This is a genomic window from Thioclava sp. L04-15, from assembly GCF_002020275.1.
Taxonomy (GTDB): domain Bacteria; phylum Pseudomonadota; class Alphaproteobacteria; order Rhodobacterales; family Rhodobacteraceae; genus Thioclava; species Thioclava marina.
On sequence record NZ_MPZW01000005.1, the window covers coordinates 79,562 to 101,977 of the forward strand.

Annotated in this window: 22 protein-coding genes; 11 read left to right on the forward strand and 11 right to left on the reverse strand. The window is 64.8% G+C overall.

What is annotated here, in order from left to right:
• Positions 1-46 precede the first annotated feature (46 nt).
• Positions 47-1,258 (reverse strand): deoxyguanosinetriphosphate triphosphohydrolase, encoded by a 1,212-nt coding sequence (locus tag BMI90_RS12235; RefSeq protein ID WP_078529775.1) that lies wholly within the window; start codon positions 1,256-1,258, stop codon positions 47-49.
• A gap of 93 nt (positions 1,259-1,351) precedes the next feature.
• Here BMI90_RS12235 and BMI90_RS12240 point away from each other — a divergent pair, with 93 nt between their 5' ends.
• Positions 1,352-1,681 carry an iron-sulfur cluster assembly accessory protein gene (locus BMI90_RS12240; protein WP_078529777.1) on the forward strand — a complete coding sequence of 110 codons (330 nt, stop codon included), beginning with the start codon at positions 1,352-1,354 and terminating at the stop codon, positions 1,679-1,681.
• A 121-nt stretch (positions 1,682-1,802) separates the two neighbouring features.
• On the opposite strand, the gene BMI90_RS12245 is transcribed toward BMI90_RS12240, so the two are convergent.
• From BMI90_RS12245 to pqqA, 8 genes are all read right to left on the reverse strand, one after another.
• Positions 1,803-2,519, reverse strand: coding sequence for a lipo-like protein (locus tag BMI90_RS12245; protein ID WP_078529779.1), 717 nt, complete (start codon positions 2,517-2,519; stop codon positions 1,803-1,805).
• A gap of 98 nt (positions 2,520-2,617) precedes the next feature.
• The gene (locus BMI90_RS12250) at positions 2,618-3,088 is read right to left on the reverse strand and encodes a DUF6869 domain-containing protein (RefSeq protein ID WP_078529781.1); all 471 of its coding nucleotides are present in this window, start codon (positions 3,086-3,088) and stop codon (positions 2,618-2,620) included.
• Complete coding sequence (locus BMI90_RS12255) at positions 3,085-4,680, reverse strand: peptide chain release factor 3 (protein WP_078529782.1); 1,596 nt, start codon at positions 4,678-4,680, stop codon at positions 3,085-3,087. Before BMI90_RS12255 ends, BMI90_RS12250 begins: the two co-directional genes overlap by 4 nt.
• Before the next feature lie 123 nt (positions 4,681-4,803).
• Positions 4,804-5,892, reverse strand: a complete 1,089-nt coding sequence (gene pqqE / locus BMI90_RS12260; RefSeq protein ID WP_078529783.1) for a pyrroloquinoline quinone biosynthesis protein PqqE — start codon at positions 5,890-5,892, stop codon at positions 4,804-4,806.
• Positions 5,889-6,164 carry a pyrroloquinoline quinone biosynthesis peptide chaperone PqqD gene (pqqD, locus tag BMI90_RS12265; RefSeq protein WP_078529784.1) on the reverse strand — a complete coding sequence of 92 codons (276 nt, stop codon included), beginning with the start codon at positions 6,162-6,164 and terminating at the stop codon, positions 5,889-5,891. Before pqqD ends, pqqE begins: the two co-directional genes overlap by 4 nt.
• Positions 6,161-6,907, reverse strand: coding sequence for a pyrroloquinoline-quinone synthase PqqC (gene pqqC / locus BMI90_RS12270; RefSeq protein WP_078529785.1), 747 nt, complete (start codon positions 6,905-6,907; stop codon positions 6,161-6,163). The genes pqqD and pqqC overlap by 4 nt, the downstream gene beginning before the upstream one ends.
• Entirely contained in the window at positions 6,904-7,800 is an 897-nt protein-coding gene (gene pqqB, locus BMI90_RS12275) for a pyrroloquinoline quinone biosynthesis protein PqqB (protein ID WP_078529786.1), read from the reverse strand. Before pqqB ends, pqqC begins: the two co-directional genes overlap by 4 nt.
• A 28-nt stretch (positions 7,801-7,828) precedes the next feature.
• Complete coding sequence (gene pqqA / locus BMI90_RS12280; RefSeq protein ID WP_038079365.1) at positions 7,829-7,927, reverse strand: pyrroloquinoline quinone precursor peptide PqqA; 99 nt, start codon at positions 7,925-7,927, stop codon at positions 7,829-7,831.
• Positions 7,928-8,104: 177 nt separating this feature from the next.
• On the opposite strand from pqqA, the gene BMI90_RS12285 reads away from it, so the two are divergent.
• From BMI90_RS12285 to BMI90_RS12295, 3 genes are all read left to right on the forward strand, one after another.
• The gene (locus tag BMI90_RS12285) at positions 8,105-8,848 is read left to right on the forward strand and encodes an alpha/beta hydrolase (protein WP_078529787.1); all 744 of its coding nucleotides are present in this window, start codon (positions 8,105-8,107) and stop codon (positions 8,846-8,848) included.
• 97 nt (positions 8,849-8,945) lie between these two features.
• A complete protein-coding gene (locus BMI90_RS12290) occupies positions 8,946-9,656 on the forward strand; it encodes an alpha/beta hydrolase (RefSeq protein ID WP_078529788.1) in 711 nt (236 codons plus the stop codon).
• Between the two features lie 137 nt (positions 9,657-9,793).
• Complete coding sequence (locus tag BMI90_RS12295; RefSeq protein WP_078529789.1) at positions 9,794-11,272, forward strand: 2-isopropylmalate synthase; 1,479 nt, start codon at positions 9,794-9,796, stop codon at positions 11,270-11,272.
• Positions 11,273-11,359: 87 nt separating this feature from the next.
• On the opposite strand, the gene BMI90_RS12300 is transcribed toward BMI90_RS12295, so the two are convergent.
• Positions 11,360-12,898, reverse strand: a complete 1,539-nt coding sequence (locus BMI90_RS12300; protein WP_078529790.1) for a cryptochrome/photolyase family protein — start codon at positions 12,896-12,898, stop codon at positions 11,360-11,362.
• Positions 12,895-13,545 carry an SDR family NAD(P)-dependent oxidoreductase gene (locus BMI90_RS12305; RefSeq protein WP_246831548.1) on the reverse strand — a complete coding sequence of 217 codons (651 nt, stop codon included), beginning with the start codon at positions 13,543-13,545 and terminating at the stop codon, positions 12,895-12,897. Before BMI90_RS12305 ends, BMI90_RS12300 begins: the two co-directional genes overlap by 4 nt.
• Positions 13,546-13,870: 325 nt before the next feature.
• Between BMI90_RS12305 and BMI90_RS12310 the strand changes: the two genes are divergently transcribed.
• From BMI90_RS12310 to BMI90_RS12340, 7 genes are all read left to right on the forward strand, one after another.
• Positions 13,871-15,430, forward strand: a complete 1,560-nt coding sequence (locus BMI90_RS12310; RefSeq protein WP_078529966.1) for a 2-isopropylmalate synthase — start codon at positions 13,871-13,873, stop codon at positions 15,428-15,430.
• Between the two features lie 333 nt (positions 15,431-15,763).
• Positions 15,764-16,795 carry a rod shape-determining protein gene (locus BMI90_RS12315; RefSeq protein WP_078529792.1) on the forward strand — a complete coding sequence of 344 codons (1,032 nt, stop codon included), beginning with the start codon at positions 15,764-15,766 and terminating at the stop codon, positions 16,793-16,795.
• Positions 16,796-16,847: 52 nt separating this feature from the next.
• Complete coding sequence (gene mreC, locus BMI90_RS12320) at positions 16,848-17,819, forward strand: rod shape-determining protein MreC (RefSeq protein WP_078529793.1); 972 nt, start codon at positions 16,848-16,850, stop codon at positions 17,817-17,819.
• A complete protein-coding gene (locus BMI90_RS12325; RefSeq protein ID WP_078529794.1) occupies positions 17,816-18,355 on the forward strand; it encodes a hypothetical protein in 540 nt (179 codons plus the stop codon). The genes mreC and BMI90_RS12325 overlap by 4 nt, the downstream gene beginning before the upstream one ends.
• Before the next feature lie 10 nt (positions 18,356-18,365).
• Positions 18,366-20,315 carry a penicillin-binding protein 2 gene (mrdA, locus tag BMI90_RS12330; protein ID WP_078529795.1) on the forward strand — a complete coding sequence of 650 codons (1,950 nt, stop codon included), beginning with the start codon at positions 18,366-18,368 and terminating at the stop codon, positions 20,313-20,315.
• Positions 20,312-21,457, forward strand: a complete 1,146-nt coding sequence (gene rodA, locus BMI90_RS12335; RefSeq protein WP_078529796.1) for a rod shape-determining protein RodA — start codon at positions 20,312-20,314, stop codon at positions 21,455-21,457. Before mrdA ends, rodA begins: the two co-directional genes overlap by 4 nt.
• On the forward strand, positions 21,454-22,395 hold the full coding sequence (locus BMI90_RS12340; protein ID WP_078529797.1) for a glyoxylate/hydroxypyruvate reductase A: 942 nt from the start codon (positions 21,454-21,456) through the stop codon (positions 22,393-22,395). Before rodA ends, BMI90_RS12340 begins: the two co-directional genes overlap by 4 nt.
• Positions 22,396-22,416: the final 21 nt, after the last annotated feature.

Here is a 22,416-nt window from a genome sequence, read left to right on the forward strand (position 1 = left end):
GCTGTTCGTCACCAGACTAACAGAAACCACAGGAAAGTTGTTCCGCTCAGATATTGCGTCCGATCAGCCGTTCATATTCCTGAATCGCGAAACGGTCGGTCATCCCGGCCACGTAATCGAGCACCACCCGCGCCAGCGCCTGCTTTGCCTCCGGGCGCGTGCGATCCCCGCCCGCGATCCGGGCAAGCGCCACCTCGTCCTGCCAATCCTCGGGCAGAAGCTCGGGGCGCTCCATGAACAGCGGGAAGAGCGCGTTGACCATTTCGGTCACGCGCTTGCGCTCCACCACCACCGAGGGCGCGCGATACATGCGCTGGAACAGAAACTGCTTGAGCACCTTGAGGCTTTGATAGAGCGGCTTCGAGAAGCGGATGATCGGACCGTCCATGTGTCGGATATCGTCGACCGATTGCGGCCCGAGCGAGGTCAGACGGTTCTCGGCCACATGGATCACATCCTCGACCATGACGCCGAAGACCCGGCGCAGCGCCTCGTGCTGGCGGCGTGAGCGATCAAGCCCGGGATGCAGGCGATCCACTTCCGCGAAACACTCGCCGATCATCGGCAACTCGCAAAGGTCCTCTTCGGTGAAGAGCCCCGCGCGCAAGCCATCGTGCAGGTCGTGGTGGTTATAGGCCACGTCATCGGCGACCGCCGCCACCTGCGCCTCGGCCGACGCATTGGTCTCCAGCTCCAGATCCCATTGCGCATCGACCTCGGCCAGCGCGTAGGGAAGCTGATCGCGGCTGGGAAAGCTGTGCGAGCCGCCCTTGTCGGAAATCGCGGGCCCGTTGTGTTTGGCGATGCCCTCGAGCGTTTCCCAGGTCAGGTTCAACCCGTCGAACCCGGCATAGTGCTTTTCGAGCTTGGTCACGATCCGCAGCGCCTGCGCGTTGTGATCGAACCCGCCGTAAGGCGCCATCAGCTCGGCCAGCGCGTCCTCGCCCGTATGCCCGAAGGGCGGGTGCCCCAGATCATGCGCCAGCGCCACCGCCTCGGCCAAATCGGTATTGAGCCCCAAGGCCCCCGCGATGGTGCGCGCCACCTGCGCCACCTCGATCGTGTGTGTCAGTCGCGTGCGGTAATAATCGCCCTCATGCTCGACGAAAACCTGCGTCTTGTGCTTGAGCCGCCGAAACGCCGAGGAATGGATGATCCGGTCGCGATCGCGCTGGAAGGGCGAGCGGAAGGTGGACATGCTTTCGGGATGAAGCCGCCCGCGGCTCTCGCCGGGCTGGCAGGCATAGGGCTTGAGCACTGGAAAAACCTCGTCTTGTCGGCACGCCTCGCCCCTCCTATATCTCGGATGTGACGGAAATACAGGCCCTGCGGGGCCAGGAAGGCCACTCCGATGCAACTGCCCCCCAAAGTGACCGATCGCGCCTTCGCGCGGCTGGCGGAAATCAACGAAGGTCGTGATGCACCCCAAGCGCTGCGTGTGGCCGTCGAGGGTGGCGGCTGTTCGGGCTTTCAATATGACATCAAGCTCGAAGAGAGTGCGGCCAGCGACGATATCGTGCTCGAAGGCGCGGGCCAGAAGGTACTGATCGACCCGGTCTCCCTGCCCTTCCTCGAAAACGCCACCATCGATTTCACCGACGAGCTGATCGGCGCGCGTTTCGTGATCGAGAACCCGAACGCCTCGAGTTCCTGCGGCTGCGGTATCTCCTTCTCGATGTAAGCCTGCGCCCGTGGTGGTGGCAGGACGCTCCGCGGGGGATATTTGAAGCAGTTGGAATGTGTGGAAACAGATCTTCCAACTGCTTCAAATATCCCCGCCGGAGGCTCCCGAACCCTCCACCTCACTCCGCCAAGGGCAATTTGCGGAAATCAAACCCCGCCTCCAGCGTCGGCTTGATGACCTCGAAATAGGGTGAGAGGTCGAAATCGCGCGGCGTGAAAAGCGAGTAATGCCGGATATGCAGGATCTCGCGCTGCGCATCTTCCGAGCTTTGCTCGATATCGGGCAGGATCGGGTAGTGGACCGAATGGAAGGCCTCGGCGATCACGGTCGAGCAGATCGCCCGCGTCGGATCGCCTGAGCCTAACGCCAGCATCCGGCGCCGGAACCGGTGCGGCACGGGCGGGCGCGGCAGCAGGTATCGCGCGAGATCGACCACGTTCTTCAGATCATAGCTGCGCCCGACCGCGGCCTGCATGTAGTCGATGACTGCTTCCAGCTGGGCATGTTCCAACCCGATGGGGCGGCAGATCCGGGTGTTGAGATGCGCATATTCGGACAGGCCCGTGATCCGCACGCCCGCCTCCAGATCGGCCTCGATCAGCTCGCCCCCCGGCGGGCCTCCGGTGTAGAAGGCCGCGTGCGACCAGGTGGAATGGGTCAGATATTTGATCGCCGCCGAAATCCGCCGGTCGCCCTCGACCAGAAGCACGTCACCGGGGCGCAGCGTGGCGCGCAGCGCGCGGGTCGGGATCACACCGAACGGTTTGTAGTACCGCGTCTGCTTTTGCAGAAACCGCGCGATCCTTTTCCCCAAGAAACGAGAGATTTGCGCCATGACCTCCTCCTGTTTCAGAGCTAGGTCGGAGGCGCGCAGGTGCACAGGTCAGGCGCGGAACTGTGATTTACGCCAACTGACGCCCGAGCAGGTGCGCATCACTTCGCGGGCAGCGGGCCGCCCATGTCGATGCCGGTATCCATCGCCAGAGCACGGGCTTTCTCGATCCGCGCCCACAGTTCGGGATCACCCTCGCCCTGCGGCCAGACGCCGGTCAGCGCGAAACGGAACCGCGCGGAATGGCGGGCTTCGCGCTCGATCCGGTCGATGAACTCCGCGCCATGATCGGCGATCAGATCCTCGAGCGGCCCCGCGGCCAGCATCACGACCTGCCAGACGGTCGTGGCATCCGTCAGCGCCTTGCGGATGAACCCCCAAAGCACTTCGGGATGTTCGCGCAGCTCGAAGACGCAGAGCACCGACCAGGGGAAGCTCTCATCCTCCGGCTCGACCTCGTTGTCGGCAAGCCACAACGCCACCAACGCCTCGACCGTGCGCACATCATCTGGGGCGCTGGCCTCGTTGCACAGGATCGACACAAGCTCGGGGGGCAGCGGGGTGGTGGTCACTGCATCATCTCCTTGGTCGCGCTCAGCGTGACACCCTCATAGTCGCGCACCACGCGGTCGATGTCCCATTGCAGGCGTGTCAGGAAGACGATGTCGCCGTCATGGTCGTAGGAGATGTGCTGCTTGTTGGCGTTCACCAGTTTCTCGACCGCCACCTTGTCGCCCTGCACCCAACGCGCGGAGGTGAATTGCGAGGGCTCGAAACGCACGGGGATGCCATATTCCAGCTCGATCCGGCTTGCCAGCACGTCGAATTGCAGCGCGCCGACGACACCCACGATAAAGCCCGAGCCGATCGCGGGTTTGAAGACCTTCGCAGCCCCCTCCTCGGCGAATTGCATCAGCGCCTTTTCGAGGTGCTTGCCCTTCATCGGGTCTGTCGCGCGCACCGATTGCAGCAGTTCGGGCGCGAAGCTCGGGATGCCGGTGAAGCGCAGCGTCTCGCCCTCGGTCAGCGCATCGCCGATGCGCAGCTGGCCGTGGTTCGGGATACCGATGATGTCGCCGCCCCAGGCCTCTTCGGCCAGCTCGCGGTCGGCGGCAAGGAACAGAACCGGGTTCGACACCGCCATCGGCTTTTTCGAACGCACATGGAAGAGTTTCTGGCCACGCTCGAAATGCCCCGAGACGAGGCGCACGAAGGCCACGCGGTCGCGGTGCTTGGGGTCCATATTGGCCTGCACCTTGAAGACAAAGCCCGCGACCTTCTTCTCCTCGGGGGCCACGTCGCGTTCGGCGGTGTGGAAGACCTCCGGCTCGGGGCCGAATTCGCCGATCCCGTCCATCAGCTCCTTCACACCGAAGCTGTTGATCGCAGAGCCGAACCAGATCGGGGTCATATGCCCTTCGAGGAAGCTCTGGCGGTCAAAGGTCGGCAGCAGCTCGCGGGCCATCTCGACCTCTTCGCGCAGCTTTTCCAGCAGATCGGCAGGCACATGTTCGGCCAGTTTCGGGTCGTCCAGACCACTGATCTTGATCGACTCGGCCACCTTGTTGCGATCCGCCCGGTCCATCAGTTCCAGCCGGTCATGCAGCATGTCGTAGCAGCCGAGAAATTCGCGGCCCACGCCGATCGGCCAGGAGGCCGGGGCCACGTCGATCGCGAGGTTTTCCTGGATCTCGTCGATGATCTCGAAGGTCTCGCGGCTCTCGCGGTCCATCTTGTTACAGAAGGTCAGGATCGGCAGGTCGCGCAGGCGGCAGACCTCGAAGAGCTTGCGGGTCTGGCTCTCCACGCCCTTCGCCCCGTCGATCACCATGATCGCGGCGTCCACGGCGGTCAGCGTCCGGTAGGTATCTTCCGAAAAATCCGAGTGGCCGGGCGTGTCGACGAGGTTGTAGCGATAGGTGCCGTATTCGAACGACATCGCCGAGGCCGAGACCGAGATCCCGCGATCCTGCTCGAGCTTCATGAAGTCCGAGCGCGTGCGCCGTGCCTCGCCCTTGGCGCGCACCTGTCCGGCCATCTGGATGGCGCCGCCGAAAAGCAGGAACTTTTCGGTCAGGGTGGTCTTGCCCGCATCCGGGTGCGAGATGATCGCGAAGGTGCGGCGACGGGCGATTTCGGGCGGGAGGGCGGGACGGTTGCTCATGCGCGCTCGTTTATCCTGACCGCGCGCCCCTTGCAATCGCGCAGGTGAGCGGGTGCGGCAGGCGCGCTCGCTGAGTTCCGAAACCCGGAACGATCCCCTCGGGGCCGCGAGGAGAAACGTACCTCAGGCGTAATGGCGATAGGTCAGCTCGGCGCTCTCGCCCTCGGCGTTGAACGCCTCCGCCATCGCCCGCATCTTCGCATGAGCTGGCGATTTCACGCAGACCGGATCAGCCGCCGCGGGATCGCCCGCGATGGCCAGCGCCTGACAGCGGCAGCCTCCAAGGTCGATTGCCTTGCGCTCGCAACTGCGGCAGGGCTCCTTCATCCAGTCATCGCCGCGATAGGCGTTGAAGGCGGGGTTGTCGTACCAGATCTCGCGCAGCGAACGATCCCGCACCGTCCAGAACTCCAGATGCGGAATGGTGCGCGCCGCATGGCAGGGCAGGACCAAGCCGTCTGGTGCAATGTTGAGCCCGACCGACCCCCATCCATTCATGCAGCGTTTGGGATAGTCGCCATGGTAGTCGGCGGGGACGAAATCGATCACCAGCTTACCCTTGAGCGACTCGCGCGCCTCGGCCACAAGCGCCTCGGCTTCGCGGGCCTGTTCGCGTGTCGGCATCAGGGCGGCGCGGTTCTTCATCGCCCAGCCGTAGAATTGCACGATCGCCACCTCGATCCGACGCGCGCCCATCTCCTGCGCCATCTCCAGCGCGCGCGGCAGCTGATGCAGGTTCTGGCGATGCAGCACCGCGTTGAGCGTAAGCGGAAAGCCGATCTCGCCGATCCAGCCCGCTACCTGCATCTTGCGCGCGAACCCGCCCTTGTAGCCGCCGATCCTGTCGGCCAGTTCCGCATCCATCCCCTGCAAGGACAGCTGGACATGATCAAGCCCCGCCGTGTCGAGTTCCTCGAGCCTGCGCCGCGTCAGCCCGATCCCCGACGTGATGAGATTGGTGTAAAGTCCCGCCTCGCGCGCGGCGCGCACCAGATCGGTCAGGTCGCGCCGGGTCGCGGGCTCGCCCCCCGAAAGGTGGAGTTGCAGCACGCCCAGCTCTGCGGCCTCGGCAAAGACCCGCGTCCAGTCCTCGGTCGACAATTCGCGCTCCTGCGCCTCGAGTTCGAGCGGGTTCGAACAATAAGGACAAGCCAGAGGGCAGCGGTGGGTCAGCTCGGCCAACATGGCCATCGGGGGCGGAATGCGGCTCATGCGACCTCCAGGATGCGACGCTCGGCCAGCGCTTCGATGAAGCCCGAGACATCCGGCGCGATCTGTTCGCGCGGAGCGGCATAATCCGCTGCGAGTCGGTCGATCAGCGTGGTGAAATCCGTCCGCCCGTCGATGCGCGAGAGGATGGCGTGGCCGATCTCGTCGAGGGCGATGGTCTTCTCCGGCGCAAGCAGCACCCAGCGGTCGCGCACCGCATCGCGATGCAGCCGGACCCCGCGCGGGATCACCGGGATCGCGCCTTGGGCGATCATGCCGCGACCCGGATCAGATGCGTGCCGGGCTGCCAGCCCCCGGGCGGGATGCGCGCAGGCGCGACATAGGCCGAATGGAGCGCATCGAGCTGGGCCCAGAGCACATCGGTCTTGAACTCGAGCGCCGCCGCCGCCGCATCCTGCTTTTCCTGCGTATCGGCATGATCGAGCACCCATTTCAGCCCGAAGGCCACATCCTTGGGCGCCTCCGACAGGCGACGCTTGAAATAGGACAGCGACCGGTCATCGGCGAAATCGTAATGCGCGAGCAACCCCTCGATCCGGTTGGCATGGATCGCGGGCGCGAAAAGTTCGGTCAGCGAGGAGGCCACGGCCTCGAGCAGCGTCTTGTCGCGCACGAACCGGACATAGGCGTCACAGGCGAACCGCGTCGCGGGAAGCACGCCCTGCCGCGAGGCCACGTAGTCGCGGTCGAGTCCCACCGCATCGGCCAGCCGCAACCAGCGCTCGATCCCGCCCTCGTTCTCGGCAGTTCCATCGTGATCCTCAATGCGCGAGCGCCATGCCCTTCGCAGCGCCGGCTCTTCGACACGCGACATGAAGGCGGCATCCTTCATCGGGATCGTATGCTGATAGTAATAGCGGTTGATCACCCAGGCGCGCACCTGATCGGGGGTGCAACGACCCGAGTGGAGCATATCGTGGAACGGGTGCTTGTCGTGGTAGCGCTCCGCACCGATCTGGCGCAGGCGGGCCTCGAAGGCCTCGCGTGTCTGGGTCATAGCCTTACCTCCATCCCGTCCTGCCCGATCATCCAGCCCGCCGCCTCGACGCGGGCGCGTTCCTGCGAATCCGGGCGCAGCACGGGGTTGCTGTTGTTCATGTGCACGAAGATGCGCTTGGCGATGCCGAGCCCTTCGAAAGCGGCGAGACTGCCCTCGGGCCCCGAGATCGAGATATGCCCCATGCGCCGCCCGGTCTTGGCGCTCAGTCCCGCGGCGATCATCTCGTCATCCGACCAGAGCGTGCCGTCGAACATCACGAGATCGGCGCCCTTCAGCCGCGCCGCAAGCGCCGGGGTCAGTTTCGCGCAGCCCGGAATGTAGAACGCGCGGGTTTTTCCTGCGCGCAACTCCACCCCCACGGTCTGCTCGCCCTCCAGATCGGTCACGACCTCGGCGCCCTCGAGATAGAGCGGCACCTTGCCCGGCACAGCAAAGAGCTGCGCGCTCAGGTCGGGCGCAAGCTCGAATGGCGTATCGAGCGCGACCGGCGCGCGGGCCACGCAATCGGGCCGCAGCGCATCGAAGATCGGGTTCGCCCCGAGCACCGCATGGATTTCGGGCGTGGCGAAAAGCGTGAAGTTCTGGCTTTCGCGCAGCACCAGCAGGCCCGCCACATGGTCGATATCGCCATTGGTGACCAGCACCGAGCGAAGCGGCAGGTCGCGCAGCCCCGTCGGGTGCAGCTCGGCGGTGCGCGCCATCTGTTCGCGAATATCTGGAGAGGCGTTCAGGATCGCCCAGTCCCGCCCGTTGCCGCTGACCGCGACCGAGCTTTGCGTCTGGGCCGGGATTTCCCCGGCCCGCGCAAGATTGCAATTCGTGCAACCACAATTCCACTGGGGAAGGCCGCCTCCGGCTGCCGCCCCCAGGATCCGCGCGTGAAGTGTCATTCGGCCCTCCCCGCGCCGAAAGCACGCCTCAGAAGAGGACGCCGCCCTCGTCGCCCGAATCCGGACCGTACATGTTGATTTCCATACCGCAGTCGATTGCGCGCAGAACGGGTTTCGCCCAGGCCATGATATCCTCCCTAGTGACTCAAGAATGTCGACCATTAGCACCCACACAGGCCCGTCGCGGCAATTAGACCTTGGTCGTAGCGTGCGGCTCTCGGCCCATCGGGAGGATCGCGGAGCGTGGCTTGAGGCCTCTCGCGCCCGGCGCTAGGCTGGGCGCGACTTTGCCACGGAGGAGCGCATGACCGATTATCTCGACACGCCCGAGGGCCGCCGCATCGCCTATAACCGCACCCCCGGCAAAGGCCCGGGCGTCGTGTTCCTGGGTGGGTTCAAATCGGACATGGAAGGCACGAAGGCGATCGCACTCGAGGAGTGGGCCAAGCGCGAGGGCCGCGCCTTCCTGCGCCTCGACTATTCCGGCCACGGCGCCTCGGGCGGCGCGTTCGAGGACGGCGCGATCGGTGACTGGTTCGAGGACGCGCGCGATACGATCATGGCGCTGACCGAGGGGGCGCAAATTCTCGTGGGCTCATCGATGGGCGGCTGGATATCGCTGCTGATGGCACGCGAGCATCCCGAGCGGGTTGCCGGCCTCGTGACCATCGCCGCCGCGCCCGATTTCACCGAAGACGGCTATTGGGCGAGCTTCGACAAGGAGACGCGCCACAAGCTCGAATCGGAAGGCTCGGTCGCGGTGCCATCGGAATACGGCGAGCCCTATGTGATCACGCGCCGCCTGATCAACGAGGGGCGCAGCCGGCTCGTGCTGCGCACGCCCCTGTCGCTCCCCTTCCCGACCCGCTTCCTGCAAGGTACGGCCGACGATGCTGTGAGCACCGAAACCGCGATCCGCCTTCTCGATCATGCCGAGGGCGACGACATGCGGCTGACGCTGGTGAAGGGCGCCGATCACCGGTTCTCGACGCCCGAGTGTCTGGCACTGATCGAGACGGCGCTTGCCGAGGTGATCGAGCGGCTGTGATCCGCCGCCCAGCGGTTTTCAATTTGCCAGCCCAGCGGGCTTGCGGCACACTCCGCCTCAACAGAGCGCAAAAGCGCCGCGAAAGAGGTTTCGAGCCATGCCCAACGACCCGCTGGTCTTCCTGCCCGGTTTCATGTGCGATGCACGCCTGTTCTGGCACCAGTTGCAGGACCTGTCGAGTGAACGCAGCGTGATGGTCGCGCGGTTGCGCGGCTCTACCATCGAGGAGATGGCGCAGGCGGTACTGGCCGATGCCCCCACACGCTTTGCGCTCGCCGGACACTGGCTGGGCGGCGTGGTGGCAATCGAGATCCTGCGCCGCGCGCCCGAGCGCGTCAGCCAACTCGCGCTGATCGATGTCTCGCCCTTACCCGAGACGCCGCAGGTCGCCGCCAGCCGCGAGACCCGGATCGTGGGGGCGCGCACGGGGCGGCTCGACGAGATGATGCTCGACGAGATCCCCTCCGACTCGCTCGCCCCCGGCGCGGGCCGCGCCACCGTACAGGCGCTGATGCTGGAAATGGCGGCCGCTCTCGGCCCCGACGCGTTCGAGCGCCAGTCGCGCGCGCTGATGCGCCGCCCCGATCTGCAACGCACACTGCGCAACACCAAGACGCGGGCGCTTTTGATGTGCGGCGAATATGACCGCATCTGCCCGCCGCGCCGCCATGAATTCCTTGCCGAGCTGATGCCCCATGCGGAATACCGGCTGATCCTGGGCGCTGGCCACATGAGCCCGCTCGAACAGCCCGAGAAGATTACCCAAGGGCTGCGCGACTGGCTTGGCGCACCGCTACTCCTGGCGTGAGCGGCCTGCCGAACGCCTGGCCAAGCGGACGGCACCTTGCGCGCTTGTCACCCCCGGGCGCGGCATTTAACCTTTGCAAAAGGGCCGCGCGGGACGAATCCGCCGCGCAGCCGAGGGCAGCAGGATCGAGGGCAGGCATGGCAGGGGCGCAGCTTCGCACCGTCGCATTGGCATTTCTCGTCGGGCTCGGCACTCAGGCCGCGCTCGCAAAGGACGTGATCACCAAGCAATACGAGGATGGCGGGCTCTACGAGGGCACCTTCACCGACGGCAAGCAGGACGGCTACGGCACCTACAAGCTTCCCTCGGGCTATGAATACGAGGGCGAATGGGTGATGGGCGAGATCCGCGGTCAGGGCCGCGCACGCTTTCCCAACGGCTCCGTCTACGAGGGCGAATTCGCCCGCGGCAAACCCAATGGCAAGGGCAAGATCACCTTTGCCGACGGCGGCACCTATGAGGGCGACTGGCTCAACGGCCAGATCACCGGCACCGGGACCGCCCGTTACGCCAACGGCTCAACCTATACCGGCCAGTTCCGCGATGCGATGCATGACGGCAAGGGCACGCTCGAGAGTGCGAACGGCTATCGCTACGAGGGCGACTGGCTGGGCGGGATCAAGCAGGGGGTGGGCAAGATCACCTATCCCGACGGCTCGACCTATGAAGGCCAGATGGCAAACGGCCAGCGCGATGGCGAGGGTACGCTGACGATGACCGACGGGCTGAGCTATGTCGGGCAGTGGAAAGACGGGCAAATGAACGGGATGGGAACGCTGACCCAACCCAATGGCGATGTCTACGAAGGCGAGATGGCGGGCGGCAAGCGCCACGGCAGGGGCCGCGTGACCTATGCCAATGGCGATATCTATACCGGCGAGTTCCTGCTCGACAAACGCCACGGCACCGGGACCTTCCGCGGCACCGATGGCTATGTCTATGCCGGCGACTGGAACGAGGGCCGGATCGAAGGCGAAGGCCGCGCCACCTACCCGGACGGCTCGATCTACGAGGGCCATTTCCTCAACGACCAGCCCGACGGCCAAGGCAAGATCACCTATCCCGACGGCTCGAGCTACGAGGGCGGCTGGGTCGCGGGAGTGATCGAGGGCACCGGCATCGCGCATTACGCCAACGGGCTCGTCTATGAGGGCGAGTTCAAGAACGCGCGCAATGACGGGCGCGGCAAGATGACCTATCCCGACGGCTATACCTATGAGGGCGACTGGGCCGATGGCCAGCGCGACGGCCAGGGTATCGCGCACTATGCCGACGGCACGATCTATGAGGGCGGGTTCAAGCGCGGCCAGCGCGACGGAACGGGCAAGCTGACGATGCCCGACGGGTTCGTCTACGAGGGTGAGTGGCGCAATGGTGCGATCGACGGCGCAGGCCGGGCGGTCTATGCCAATGGCGATGTCTACGAGGGCAATTTCACCAATGGCAAGCGCGAGGGGCAAGGCAAGATGACCTATGCTTCGGGCAAGACCGCCGAGGGCCAGTGGACGAATGATGCGCTCGCGACCGGCGGGGGGACAGGCGCGGAGACGAGCGCGCCGCCCAGCCCCGACACCGCCGAGAGCGCGCCCGCGCAGGACACGCCCGCGGGCAATTGAGCGCGCAACTCCCGGCCCGTGCGCTCGTGACAGCTGCGGGAGCCTCCGGCGGGGATATTTTTACCAACTCGAAGGGGTAGCGGACGATCAGATCCGCGCACCGGCGTCGAGCTTGGCGAGAATGGCTTCGGCCGTCTTCAGCTTGCCTTCGCGCGTCGCTTCGTCCTGCTTGTCCCAGTTGCGGTAGACGAGTTTCATTCGGGCATTCCCTTCGAACCGGGCGCGATGGCGGTCGATGAAATGCCAGTAGAGGCTGTTGAACGGGCAGGAGTCTTCGCCCTCCTTCGCCGTCACCGCATAGGCGCAGCCCCCGCAATAATCCGACATCTTGTCGATATAGGCGCCCGAGGAAATATAGGGTTTCGAGGCGATGACCCCGCCATCGGCGAACTGGCTCATCCCTGCCGTATTGGGCGCCTCCACCCATTCATAAGCGTCGATATAGACGGCGAGATACCAATCCTGCACCTGGCGCGGATCGATGCCCGCCAGCAGCGCGAAATTCCCTGTCACCATCAGCCGCTGGATGTGATGGGCATAGGCGAGATCGCGTGTCTGGATGATCGCGGCTTTCATGCAGGCCATGTCGGTTTCGGCCGACCAGTAGAACCATGGCAGGTCGCGTTTGTGGTTCAGCGCGTTGCGGGACGTGTAATCGGGCCCTTCGAGGAAATAGATCCCGCGGACATATTCGCGCCAGCCGAGGATCTGACGGATGAACCCCTCGACAGACTGGATCGGGGCCCTGCCCGCCCTGTAGGCCGCTTCGGCCGCGTCGCACACCTCGCGCGGGGTAAGCAAGCAGAGATTGAGGCACGAAGACAGGAGCGAGTGATAGAGGAGCCGATCATCCTCCAGCATCGCATCCTGATAGGGGCCGAAATCGCAAAGGTTGTGGGAGATGAAATGCTCCAGCGCGCGTTCCGCCTGCGCGCGGCTGACGGGCCAGTTGAATTCCTCCAGCGTGCCGAAATTGTCGGGAAATTCCGCCGCGACCATGTCGAGTACCTCTTGCACCAACGTATCCTTGCGGAATGTGGGCGCGGGCTCGCGGAAGAGATCTGGCTGGGCGGGCTTGCGGTTCTCCTTGTCGTAATTCCAGGTGCCGCCCGCCGGATCGTCACCCTCCATCAGTAGGCCGGTCTCGCGGCGCATCTCGCGGTAAAACCACTCCATGCGCAGCTCCTTGCGACCCTTGGCCCAATCCGCAAAGCGTTTCTCCGAGCAGATGAAGCGGTCGTCGGGCAACTGGCGGATCTTAATGGGCGCGCTGTCGAACGTCTCGCGCAGGCGCCATTCACCGGGCGCGAGGGTCAGGACCTCCTCTGCCCCGACCTCCTCGGCACGCCTCGCGAATTCTCCGACGAGAGAGCCCGCGTTCTCAGCATCGGTGAGCTTCGTATAGAGAACGCGCCAGCCGTCGCGCTCCAGCTCATCGGCAAAGCGGCGCATCGCGGCGAAGGTCAGGGCGAGTTTCTGCTTGTGATGGCCGGTATAGGTCGCCTCCTCGCGCACCTCGGCCATGACCACCACGTCGCGCGCCTTGTCCCCCGCGCGCAAAGCCGCGCCCTCAGGGCTGAGCTGATCGCCGAGCACCGCGATCAGGCAGGGTTTACCGTCGCTCACCAGGGGATCTCCTTGCCCGCATGGTCGAAGAAGCCACCGGTTTGCGCCGGGCTCAGGCCGTCGAGCACATCGAGCAGACGCCGCGCGGCCTCGGCGGGGGCGAGTTTGTCGCGCGGGTAATCGGCGGTGAAGGGCGTGTCGACCGTGCCGGGATGGAGGGCCGCGACCACGAGATGTTTGTGACTGCGGGCCAGTTCGATCGCAGCCCCGTGCAAAAGCTGGTTCAGTGCGGCCTTGGAGGTGCGGTAGCTATACCACCCGCCCAGCCGGTTATCTCCGATCGAGCCCACCCGTGCCGAGAGCGCCGCGAAGCGCGCGGGCCGGTCACGGGGGAGCAGGCGGGCTGCGTGTTTCAGAACCAGCGCCGGCCCGATAGCGTTCACCGCGAACTGGCTGGCGAGTTCCCCGGGCGTGAGCTGCGAGAGCGATTTCTCCGGCGTGCCAAGCGCGCCCGAGGCCACGAATACCAGATCGACCGGACTTTCAATCCCGGCGAGCCCCGCCTCGATCGACGCCTCGTCCGTCACGTCGAAGCCGTCGCGCGACCGCGACAGACCGCGCACCCGGTAGCTGCGCGCCTCCAACTCGGCACGGATCGTAGCCCCGATCCCGCCCGTATCTCCGATCACGATTGCCTGAGGGGTCACGCCTACCTCCCTTTTTTGCTCGCTCAAGGCTACGCAGCCTCCCCCCGCGCGGTTTCTTTTTTGCTTTCCATTTGGGGCTCGGCGCTTATAGTGCGCCCCATGACACGGGACTTTCATATCCAGATCCAGACCGCCGGGGCCAGCGCCCGTGGCGCGATCTCCCGTGGTCTCCTTCTTCTTAGCAGCCTCTGAGCGTGCCTTCGGGCGCGAACGCTCAGGGGTATCCAGCGCCCGGACAACTTCCGAAAGCCACCGCGCAATGCTGGCCTTCGGGACCAACTGACGCTAAGAGCCAAGACGAAAGAGACAGCAGATGGCCCAGACCATGACCGACAAATCCCGCGTTCTGATTTTCGACACCACCCTGCGCGATGGCGAGCAATCGCCGGGTGCGACGATGACCCATGACGAGAAGCTCGAGATCGCCGACCTGCTCGACGAGATGGGCGTCGACATCATCGAAGCCGGTTTCCCGATCGCCTCGATCGGCGACTTCGAGGCGGTGAGCGATATCGCGAAACGGGCGAAGACCTCCACGATCTGCGGCCTTGCACGCGCGAAGCTGCCCGATATCGACCGCTGCTGGGAAGCGGTGAAGCACGCCAAATCGCCGCGCATCCACACCTTCATCGGCACCTCGCCGCTGCACCGTGCGATCCCGAACCTCGACATGGACCAGATGGCAGAAGTGATCCACGAAACGGTGACGCATGCGCGCAATCTGTGCGACAACGTGCAGTGGTCGCCGATGGATGCGACCCGGACCGAACATGATTACCTCTGCCGCGTCGTCGAGATCGCGATCAAGGCGGGGGCCACGACGATCAACATCCCCGACACGGTGGGTTACACCGCACCGGCCGAGTCCGCTGCACTGATCCGCATGCTGCTCGAGCGCGTGCCGGGCGCCGATGAGATCATCTTCGCCACTCACTGCCACAACGATCTGGGCATGGCGACGGCGAACGCGCTGGCCGCAGTCGACGCCGGCGCACGTCAGATCGAATGCACGATCAACGGTCTGGGCGAGCGCGCGGGCAATACCGCGCTCGAAGAGGTGGTGATGGCGATGAAGGTGCGCCACGACATCATGCCCTACGACACCGGCATCGACACCACCAAGATCATGAACATCTCGCGCCGCGTGGCGCAGGTCTCGGGCTTCCCGGTGCAGTTCAACAAGGCGATCGTCGGCAAGAACGCCTTCCTGCATGAAAGCGGCATCCACCAGGACGGCGTTCTGAAGAACGTCGAGACCTTCGAGATCATGAAACCCTCCGATATCGGCATCACCGAGACCAATATCGCGATGGGCAAGCATTCGGGCCGCGCCGCGCTGCGCTCGAAGCTCAACGATCTCGGCTATGATCTGGCCGACAACCAGCTCAACGATGTCTTTGTGCGCTTCAAGGCGCTGGCCGATCGCAAGAAAGAGATCTACGACGACGACCTGATCGCGCTGATGTCGGACACCGCCGCGAACACGGCGGACGACTACCTGCAAGTGAAATGGCTGCGCGTGGTCTGCGGTTCGGACGGCCAGGAAGCCGAGCTGAAGATGCTCGTCGATGGCGAAGAGAAAAGCTGCAAATCCGAAGGCGACGGCCCGGTTGATGCAGTCTTCAACTGCGTGAAGTCGATCTACCCGACCAAGGCGAAGCTGAAGCTCTATCAGGTCCATGCAGTGACCGAGGGCACCGACGCGCAGGCGACCGTGTCCGTACGTCTGGAGGAGGATGGGCGCATCGTGACCGGCTCGGCTGCCGATACCGACACGATCCTCGCCTCGGTGAAGGCCTATGTCGGCGCGCTCAACCGCCTGCGGGTGCGCAGCCAGAAGACCGCGCCGGATGCGGATGTGAAACAGGTCAGCTACAAACTCTGATCCGCGACTGGCGAGTCGGCGACAATCGGGCAGCCCCACGCGGGCTGCCCTTTGAACATCCCCCCCCTCCTGCACCTGCGGAATCCGCAAATCAGCACGATTTCGTGACAGGTTGATAATCTGGATTTTTCAGGTCGGTTTTTGCCCCCTGGACAGGCAGAAATGTTGAAAAAGGTCAATCGCTTGATCGCCCTTGCGCGGATAACCGCAGGCCACCTGTTGCCGCAGCGCAAATCCGCTTCCACGCCAGCGCCGCTTTGACTATACGAAGCCCGGACCACGACGGGCGCGAGTCGGGGTTTTCACGACTTTTGCGACGGGACAGGCGGACAAATGGTAGCTGGGATCTTCTCTTCCGACATGGCGATCGACCTCGGGACGGCGAACACGCTGGTCTACGTGAAGGGCAAGGGCATCGTGCTGAACGAACCCTCGGTGGTCGCCTATCACGTCAAGGACGGCAAGAAGCAGGTCCTCGCGGTCGGTGAGGACGCCAAGCTGATGCTCGGCCGCACCCCCGGCTCGATCGAAGCAATCCGTCCGATGCGCGACGGCGTCATCGCCGATTTCGACAGCGCCGAGGAAATGATCAAGCATTTCATCCGCAAGGTGCACAAGCGCTCGACCTTCTCGAAGCCGAAGATCATCGTCTGCGTCCCCCATGGCGCGACCCCGGTCGAGAAACGTGCGATCCGCCAGTCGGTTCTCTCGGCAGGCGCCCGTCGCGCCGGCCTGATCGCGGAACCGATCGCGGCGGCCATCGGCGCGGGCATGCCGATCACCGATCCCACGGGCTCGATGGTGGTCGATATCGGCGGCGGCACGACCGAGGTGGCCGTTCTCTCGCTGGGCGATATCGTCTATGCGCGCTCGGTGCGCGTGGGCGGCGACCGCATGGACGAGGCGATCATCTCCTATCTGCGCCGCAACCAGAACCTTCTGGTGGGCGAATCCACCGCCGAGCGGATCAAGACCACGATCGGCACCGCGCGTATGCCCGATGATGGGCGCGGCATGAGCCTTCACGTGCGCGGCCGTGACCTGCTGAACGGCGTGCCGAAAGAGACCGAGATCACTCAGGCGCAGGTCGCCGAGGCTCTGTCCGAACCGGTGCAGTCGATCTGCGACGCGGTGATGCAGGCGCTCGAGACCACGCCCCCGGATCTGGCCGCAGACATCGTTGATCGCGGCGTGATGCTGACCGGCGGCGGCGCCCTTCTGGGCGAGCTGGACCTGGCGCTGCGCGAGCAGACCGGCTTGTCGATCTCGATTGCCGATCAGTCGCTCAACTGTGTTGCGCTCGGCACCGGCAAGGCGCTTGAATACGAAAAACAGCTTCGCCACGTGATTGATTACGACAGCTGAGTTGGGCCCGGGAACGCATAACGCCCGGCCAGAGAGCTGACCGGAGACGGAATTGGCCAGAAACCGCGACGATCAGGACTATATCGGACCGCTGCGCCGTCTGGGTGTGGCGGTTCTCGCGTTGCTGCTTCTGACATTCTTCCTGATCTGGCGCATCGACAGCCCGCGGATGGAGCGCGTGCGCTCGGCCCTCGTCGACCGCTTCGTGCCAAGCTTCGACTGGGCGATGGCGCCGGTGACCAAGATCACCGACATGATCGAGGGTTTTCAGTCCTACTCCCGGATCTACGAACAAAACCAAGAACTTCGCCGCGAGCTTCAGAAAATGAAGGCCTGGCGCGAGACGGCCGGTCAGCTTGATCAGCAAAACGCCAAGCTGCTCGCGCTGAACAAGGTGCGGCTTGATCCGAAGCTCACCTCCGTTTCGGGACGAGTGCTGGCCGATAGCGGCTCGCCGTTTCGCAAATCGGTGCTGCTGAATGTCGGCAAGCGCGACGGGATCGTGGATGGCTGGGCCACGATGGACGGGCTGGGCCTCGTGGGACGGATCTCGGGCGTGGGGGCCTCGACATCGCGCGTGCTGTTGCTGACCGATGCCTCGAGCCGGATCCCGGTGAGCATCCCCGCCTCTGGCCAGAACGCGATCCTCGCGGGCGACAACTCCCCCTACCCGGTGATCGACTTCCTTGAGCATTCCGACCGTGTGCGTCCGGGCGACCGGGTGATCTCCTCGGGCGATGGCGGCGTCTTCCCGGCTGGTCTCTTGGTGGGCGAAGTGTTCGAAGATCGCAGCAAGCGCCTGCGGGTGCGCCTTTCGGCCGATTACGAGCGCCTGGATTTCCTGCGCGTACTACGCTCCTATCCGGTGGACCGCATCGACAGCTCGGGCGGGCTGATCGCCCCGGATCCGGAACTGATCGAACAGGAAGCCGCCGAGAAGGCGCGCGCCGAGGCCGCCGAGGGCTCGATCGAAACCGGCGACGGCCCCGAAGCGACGGACGGCGCGACGGGGGCAGGTCAATGATCGACCCGCTCACCCGCCGCCGGCTTGGCTATCGCACGCTCTTCATCGGCATCGGGATCGTGCTGATCTTCGTGCGTCTGCTGCCACTGAGCCATACGCCCGGCGCCCTGCCCGGCCCCGATCTGATGCTGGCGCTGACGCTGGCTTGGGTGCTGCGCCGCCCTGAATACGTTCCCGCACTGCTGATCGTTGTCGTTTTCCTGCTCGAGGATATCCTGTTCTGGCGGCCGATCGGGCTCTGGACCCTGATCGTGCTCGGCGCGACCGAATTCCTGCGTGCCCGGGAGAACGCGTTGCGCGATCTGCCATTCGCGCTGGAATGGGCGTTGGTTGCGGTGCTGCTGGTGGTTATGATGTCGCTCAAGCGGTTCATGCTGATGATCGTGATGGTCGAGCAGCCGGCTCTCGGTCTGGAGCTGTTCCGCATGTTGATGACGCTGGCGGCCTATCCGGTTGTCGTGGTGGTCTCGCGGATCGCTTTCGGGCTTCGACGTGCCGCGCCGGGCGAGGTCGACGCCTTCGGGCACAGGTTGTGAGAGGGGTGCCATGAGACGATCCCCGAAAGACACGGAAGAAAGCACTCGCCGCATCACGCGCCGCGGCTTGATGCTGGGCGGCGCACAGGTTGCGGTGATGGCCGTCCTCGCGGCCCGCATGCGCAAGATGCAGCTCGAGGATGCCGATCAGTATCGACTACTGGCCGAGGGAAACTCGGTGAAGATCCGCCTGATCCCGCCCGCGCGCGGTTTGATCTTCGACCGCAACGGCGTGCTGCTTGCCGGCAACGAACAGAATTACCGCGTCACCATCACCCGCGAGGATACCGACGATGTCGATGCGACACTGACCGAGCTGCGCCGCCTGATCCCGATCACCGATGCGGATGCCGCCGATATCCTGCACGACATTCGCCGCCGCCCGCCGACGACGCCGGTGACCGTGGCCGACCGCCTGACCTGGGACGAGTTCTCGCGCGTTGCTGTCAACGGCCCGTCCCTGCCGGGTGTGAACCCCGATGTGGGCCTCTCGCGCCTCTATCCGCGCCAGGACGATTTCGCCCATGTGATCGGCTATGTCGGCCCGGTTTCGGATTTCGATCTCTCGAAGATGGAAGATCCCGATCCGCTCTTGCTGATCCCGAAATTCCAGCTTGGAAAATCCGGCATCGAGGCGAAGGAAGAGGACGTGTTGCGCGGCGAAGCGGGCCAGCGCCGGGTCGAGGTGAACTCGGCCGGTCGCGAGATGCGCGAGCTGTCGCGCGAGCCGGGCAAGCCGGGCGAGAATATCCAGCTCACCATCGATTACCGGCTGCAGAATTACGCTTTGCAGCGGCTCGAAGAGGAATCGGCGGCGACCGTCGTGATCGACGTGACCAATGGCGATGTGCTGGCCTGCGCCTCCGCCCCCTCGTTCGACCCGAACCTCTTCGTGCGTGGAATTTCGGTCTCCGATTACCGCCGACTGACGCAGGACGATCACCGCCCGTTGGCCGATAAAACCGTGCAGGGCCTTTACCCCCCCGGCTCGACCTACAAGATGGTCACCGCGCTAGCCGCTCTCGAAGCCGGGCTGGTGACACCCGAGGAGACCGTCTGGTGCCCGGGCTATGTCGAGATCGCGGGGCGCCGTTTCCACTGCTGGAAAGGCGCGGGTCATGGCCATGTGAACATGACCAAGAGCCTCGAGCAGTCCTGCGACGTCTATTACTACGAACTCTCGCAACGCGTCGGCATCGACAAGATGAGCGATATGGCGCGCCGACTGGGTGTCGGCGTGAAGCCCGACCTGCCGATGTCGGCGGTCAAGGAAGGCGTGGCGCCCACGAAGGAATGGAAGCAGGAGCGTTACGGCAAGGACTGGCTGATCGGCGACACGGCGAACGCCGCGATCGGTCAGGGCTATGTTCTCGCCTCGCCGATGCATCTCGCGATCATGGCGGCGCGCATCGCGAGCGGCAAGAAGGTCGAACCACGGCTGATCCGGGCGCGCGATGGGGTCGAACAGCCGGTGCGGGTGAGCGACGATCTGGGCATCGCGAAAGAGCATCTCGCCGATGTGCGCCGCGGCATGACAGCGGTGGTGAACTCCGCGCGCGGCACCGCGCGCGGTTCGCGCATCGCGATGACCGAATGGAAGATGGCGGGCAAGACCGGCACCTCGCAGGTGCGCAACATCACCAAGGCCGAACGGGCGCGCGGCGTGATCCGCAACGAGCAGCTGCCCTGGAACCGCCGCGACCACGCGCTGTTCGTGGCCTTTGCTCCAGTCGACAATCCGCGCTACGCGGTCTCGGTCGTGGTCGAGCACGGCTCGGGCGGCTCGACCGCCGCAGCCCCGATTGCGCGCGACGTACTTCTTTTTGCGCTGGCTGGCGGACTGCCCCCGGATGACGCCTACCCGTCCTCGGCGCGCGCGAAGGCGAAGGACCTCAACAACTCGCTCAATCTGGTCGACCCGGAAACGGTGCAAAAGCCGCAGGCGAGGTCACGCGCATGAGCTATCTCGAGAGCAATCTCAAGACCGTCCCCGTGGGATGGCGCAAGATCCTCTACATGAACTGGCCGCTGGTCATCTTGCTGACGGCAGTCGCCTGCGCGGGCTTCCTGATGCTCTATTCGGTGGCGGGCGGCAATCTCAGGACCTGGGCCGAACCGCAGATGAAACGCTTCGCGCTCGGCATGGTGGCGATGTTCACCGTGGCCTTCGTCCCGATCTGGTTCTGGCGCAACGTTTCGGCGGCTGCCTATTTCGTGGCCCTGCTGTTGCTGGTCGCGGTGGAGTTCTTTGGCGCGATCGGCATGGGCGCTCAGCGCTGGCTGGAGATCGGCCCGTTGCGAATCCAGCCCTCCGAACTGATGAAGATCACCCTCGTGATGCTGCTTGCAGCCTATTACGACTGGCTGCCGGTCGAGAAGGTCTCGCGCCCGCTATGGGTGTTCATCCCTGCCGTGATCATTCTCACGCCCACCTTCCTCGTGCTGGCCCAGCCCGACCTCGGCACCGCCGTCATGCTGGTGCTCGGCGGTGCTTTCGTGATGTTCGCCGCCGGGGTGAGCCTTTGGTATTTCGGGACCGTTCTGGCATTGGTCGTGGCGCTGGTCTTCGGCGTGATGGAGAGCCGCGGGACCGAGTATCAGCTGCTCCATGACTACCAGTACAAGCGGATCGACACCTTCCTCGATCCCGGCTCGGACCCTCTCGGCGCGGGCTACAACATCATGCAGGCGCAGATTGCGCTCGGCTCGGGCGGCTGGTCGGGGCGCGGCTTCATGCAGGGCACGCAGAGCCGCCTGAACTTCCTGCCCGAGAAGCATACCGATTTCATCTTCACCACGCTCGCCGAAGAGTTCGGCTTCGTCGGTGCCTTCTCGCTGCTGATGCTCTATGCCGGGATCATCGGCTTCGCCCTCTATACTGCGATGGCCACGAAGGACCGCTTCGCCTCGCTTCTCAGTTTCGGGGTGGCTGGGACATTCTTCTTCTTCTTCGCGATCAACATGGCGATGGTGATGGGGCTGATGCCGGTGGTGGGCGTGCCCTTGCCGCTTGTCTCTTACGGTGGCACCGCGATGATGATCCTTCTGGCCGCCTTCGGGCTGGTCCAAAGCGCCCATATTCACCGACCGAGGCAAAGATGATCCGGGTTCTTTTCGCCGACAAACCCTCGAACTGGCCGCGTTACGAGGGGCCGCTGAGCGACGCCATCGCCGCAACCAGCCTCGAAGCCGAGATCGTCCAACCCGGCGAGGCCGATTCCTCAACCGTCGATTACATCGTCTATTCGCCGCAAGGCCCGGTGCAGGATTTCACCGCCTATACCAAGGCGAAAGCCGTGCTGAACCTCTGGGCCGGGGTCGAGCGTGTGGTGGGCAACACCACCTTGACGCAGCCGCTCTGCCGGATGGTCGATCAGGGGCTGGAACGCGGCATGGTCGAATACGTGACCGGCCATGTGCTGCGCTATCACCTCGGAATAGATGCGACACTGGCGCAGCAAGACGGGGTCTGGCGCCATGACGGGGGCGTGCCACCGTTGGCGCGCAACCGCTCGGTTGTGATGCTGGGGCTCGGGGCCTTGGGCAAGGCCTGCGCCGAGGCGCTGGCGGGGCTGGGCTTCGCCGTGACAGGCTGGAGCCGGACGCCAAAGGAGATTGCGGGGATCACCTGTCTGAGCGGCGAAGAGGGTCTGCGCGAGGCACTGTCGCGCGCCGAAATCCTCGTCTCGATCCTGCCCGATACGCCCGAGACGACCGATCTTCTGAATGCCGAGACGCTGGCGCTGCTGCCGGAACGCGCGCGGATCATCAACCCCGGTCGCGGCACGCTGATCGACGACGAGGCGCTGCTGGCGGCGCTGGATCGCGGGCAGGTCAGTCATGCGACGCTCGATGTCTTCCGCACCGAGCCTCTGCCCCCCGAGCACCCCTATTGGGCGCATCCCAACGTGACGGTCACGCCCCATATCGCCGCCGAAAGCCGGGCCGAGACCGCCTCGGAAGTGATCGCCGAGAATATCCGGCGCGGCGAGGCCGGTGAGCCGTTCCTATACCTGGTCGACCGTTCGCGCGGCTATTGAACGCCGAGGGGCGCTGCCCCG

Coding starts and splice junctions, on each gene's coding strand:
- BMI90_RS12240 (WP_078529777.1), top strand. CDS start 1,352: ATGCAACTGCCCCCCAAAGTGACCGATCGCGCCTTCGCGCGGCTGGCG.
- BMI90_RS12245 (WP_078529779.1), bottom strand. CDS start 2,519: ATGGCGCAAATCTCTCGTTTCTTGGGGAAAAGGATCGCGCGGTTTCTG.
- pqqC (WP_078529785.1), bottom strand. CDS start 6,907: ATGACCCAGACACGCGAGGCCTTCGAGGCCCGCCTGCGCCAGATCGGT.
- BMI90_RS12285 (WP_078529787.1), top strand. CDS start 8,105: ATGACCGATTATCTCGACACGCCCGAGGGCCGCCGCATCGCCTATAAC.
- pqqA (WP_038079365.1), bottom strand. CDS start 7,927: ATGGCCTGGGCGAAACCCGTTCTGCGCGCAATCGACTGCGGTATGGAA.
- pqqB (WP_078529786.1), bottom strand. CDS start 7,800: ATGACACTTCACGCGCGGATCCTGGGGGCGGCAGCCGGAGGCGGCCTT.
- BMI90_RS12340 (WP_078529797.1), top strand. CDS start 21,454: ATGATCCGGGTTCTTTTCGCCGACAAACCCTCGAACTGGCCGCGTTAC.
- BMI90_RS12325 (WP_078529794.1), top strand. CDS start 17,816: ATGATCGACCCGCTCACCCGCCGCCGGCTTGGCTATCGCACGCTCTTC.
- BMI90_RS12255 (WP_078529782.1), bottom strand. CDS start 4,680: ATGAGCAACCGTCCCGCCCTCCCGCCCGAAATCGCCCGTCGCCGCACC.
- BMI90_RS12295 (WP_078529789.1), top strand. CDS start 9,794: ATGGCAGGGGCGCAGCTTCGCACCGTCGCATTGGCATTTCTCGTCGGG.
- BMI90_RS12310 (WP_078529966.1), top strand. CDS start 13,871: ATGACCGACAAATCCCGCGTTCTGATTTTCGACACCACCCTGCGCGAT.
- pqqD (WP_078529784.1), bottom strand. CDS start 6,164: ATGATCGCCCAAGGCGCGATCCCGGTGATCCCGCGCGGGGTCCGGCTG.
- mrdA (WP_078529795.1), top strand. CDS start 18,366: ATGAGACGATCCCCGAAAGACACGGAAGAAAGCACTCGCCGCATCACG.
- pqqE (WP_078529783.1), bottom strand. CDS start 5,892: ATGAGCCGCATTCCGCCCCCGATGGCCATGTTGGCCGAGCTGACCCAC.
- BMI90_RS12315 (WP_078529792.1), top strand. CDS start 15,764: ATGGTAGCTGGGATCTTCTCTTCCGACATGGCGATCGACCTCGGGACG.
- rodA (WP_078529796.1), top strand. CDS start 20,312: ATGAGCTATCTCGAGAGCAATCTCAAGACCGTCCCCGTGGGATGGCGC.
- BMI90_RS12290 (WP_078529788.1), top strand. CDS start 8,946: ATGCCCAACGACCCGCTGGTCTTCCTGCCCGGTTTCATGTGCGATGCA.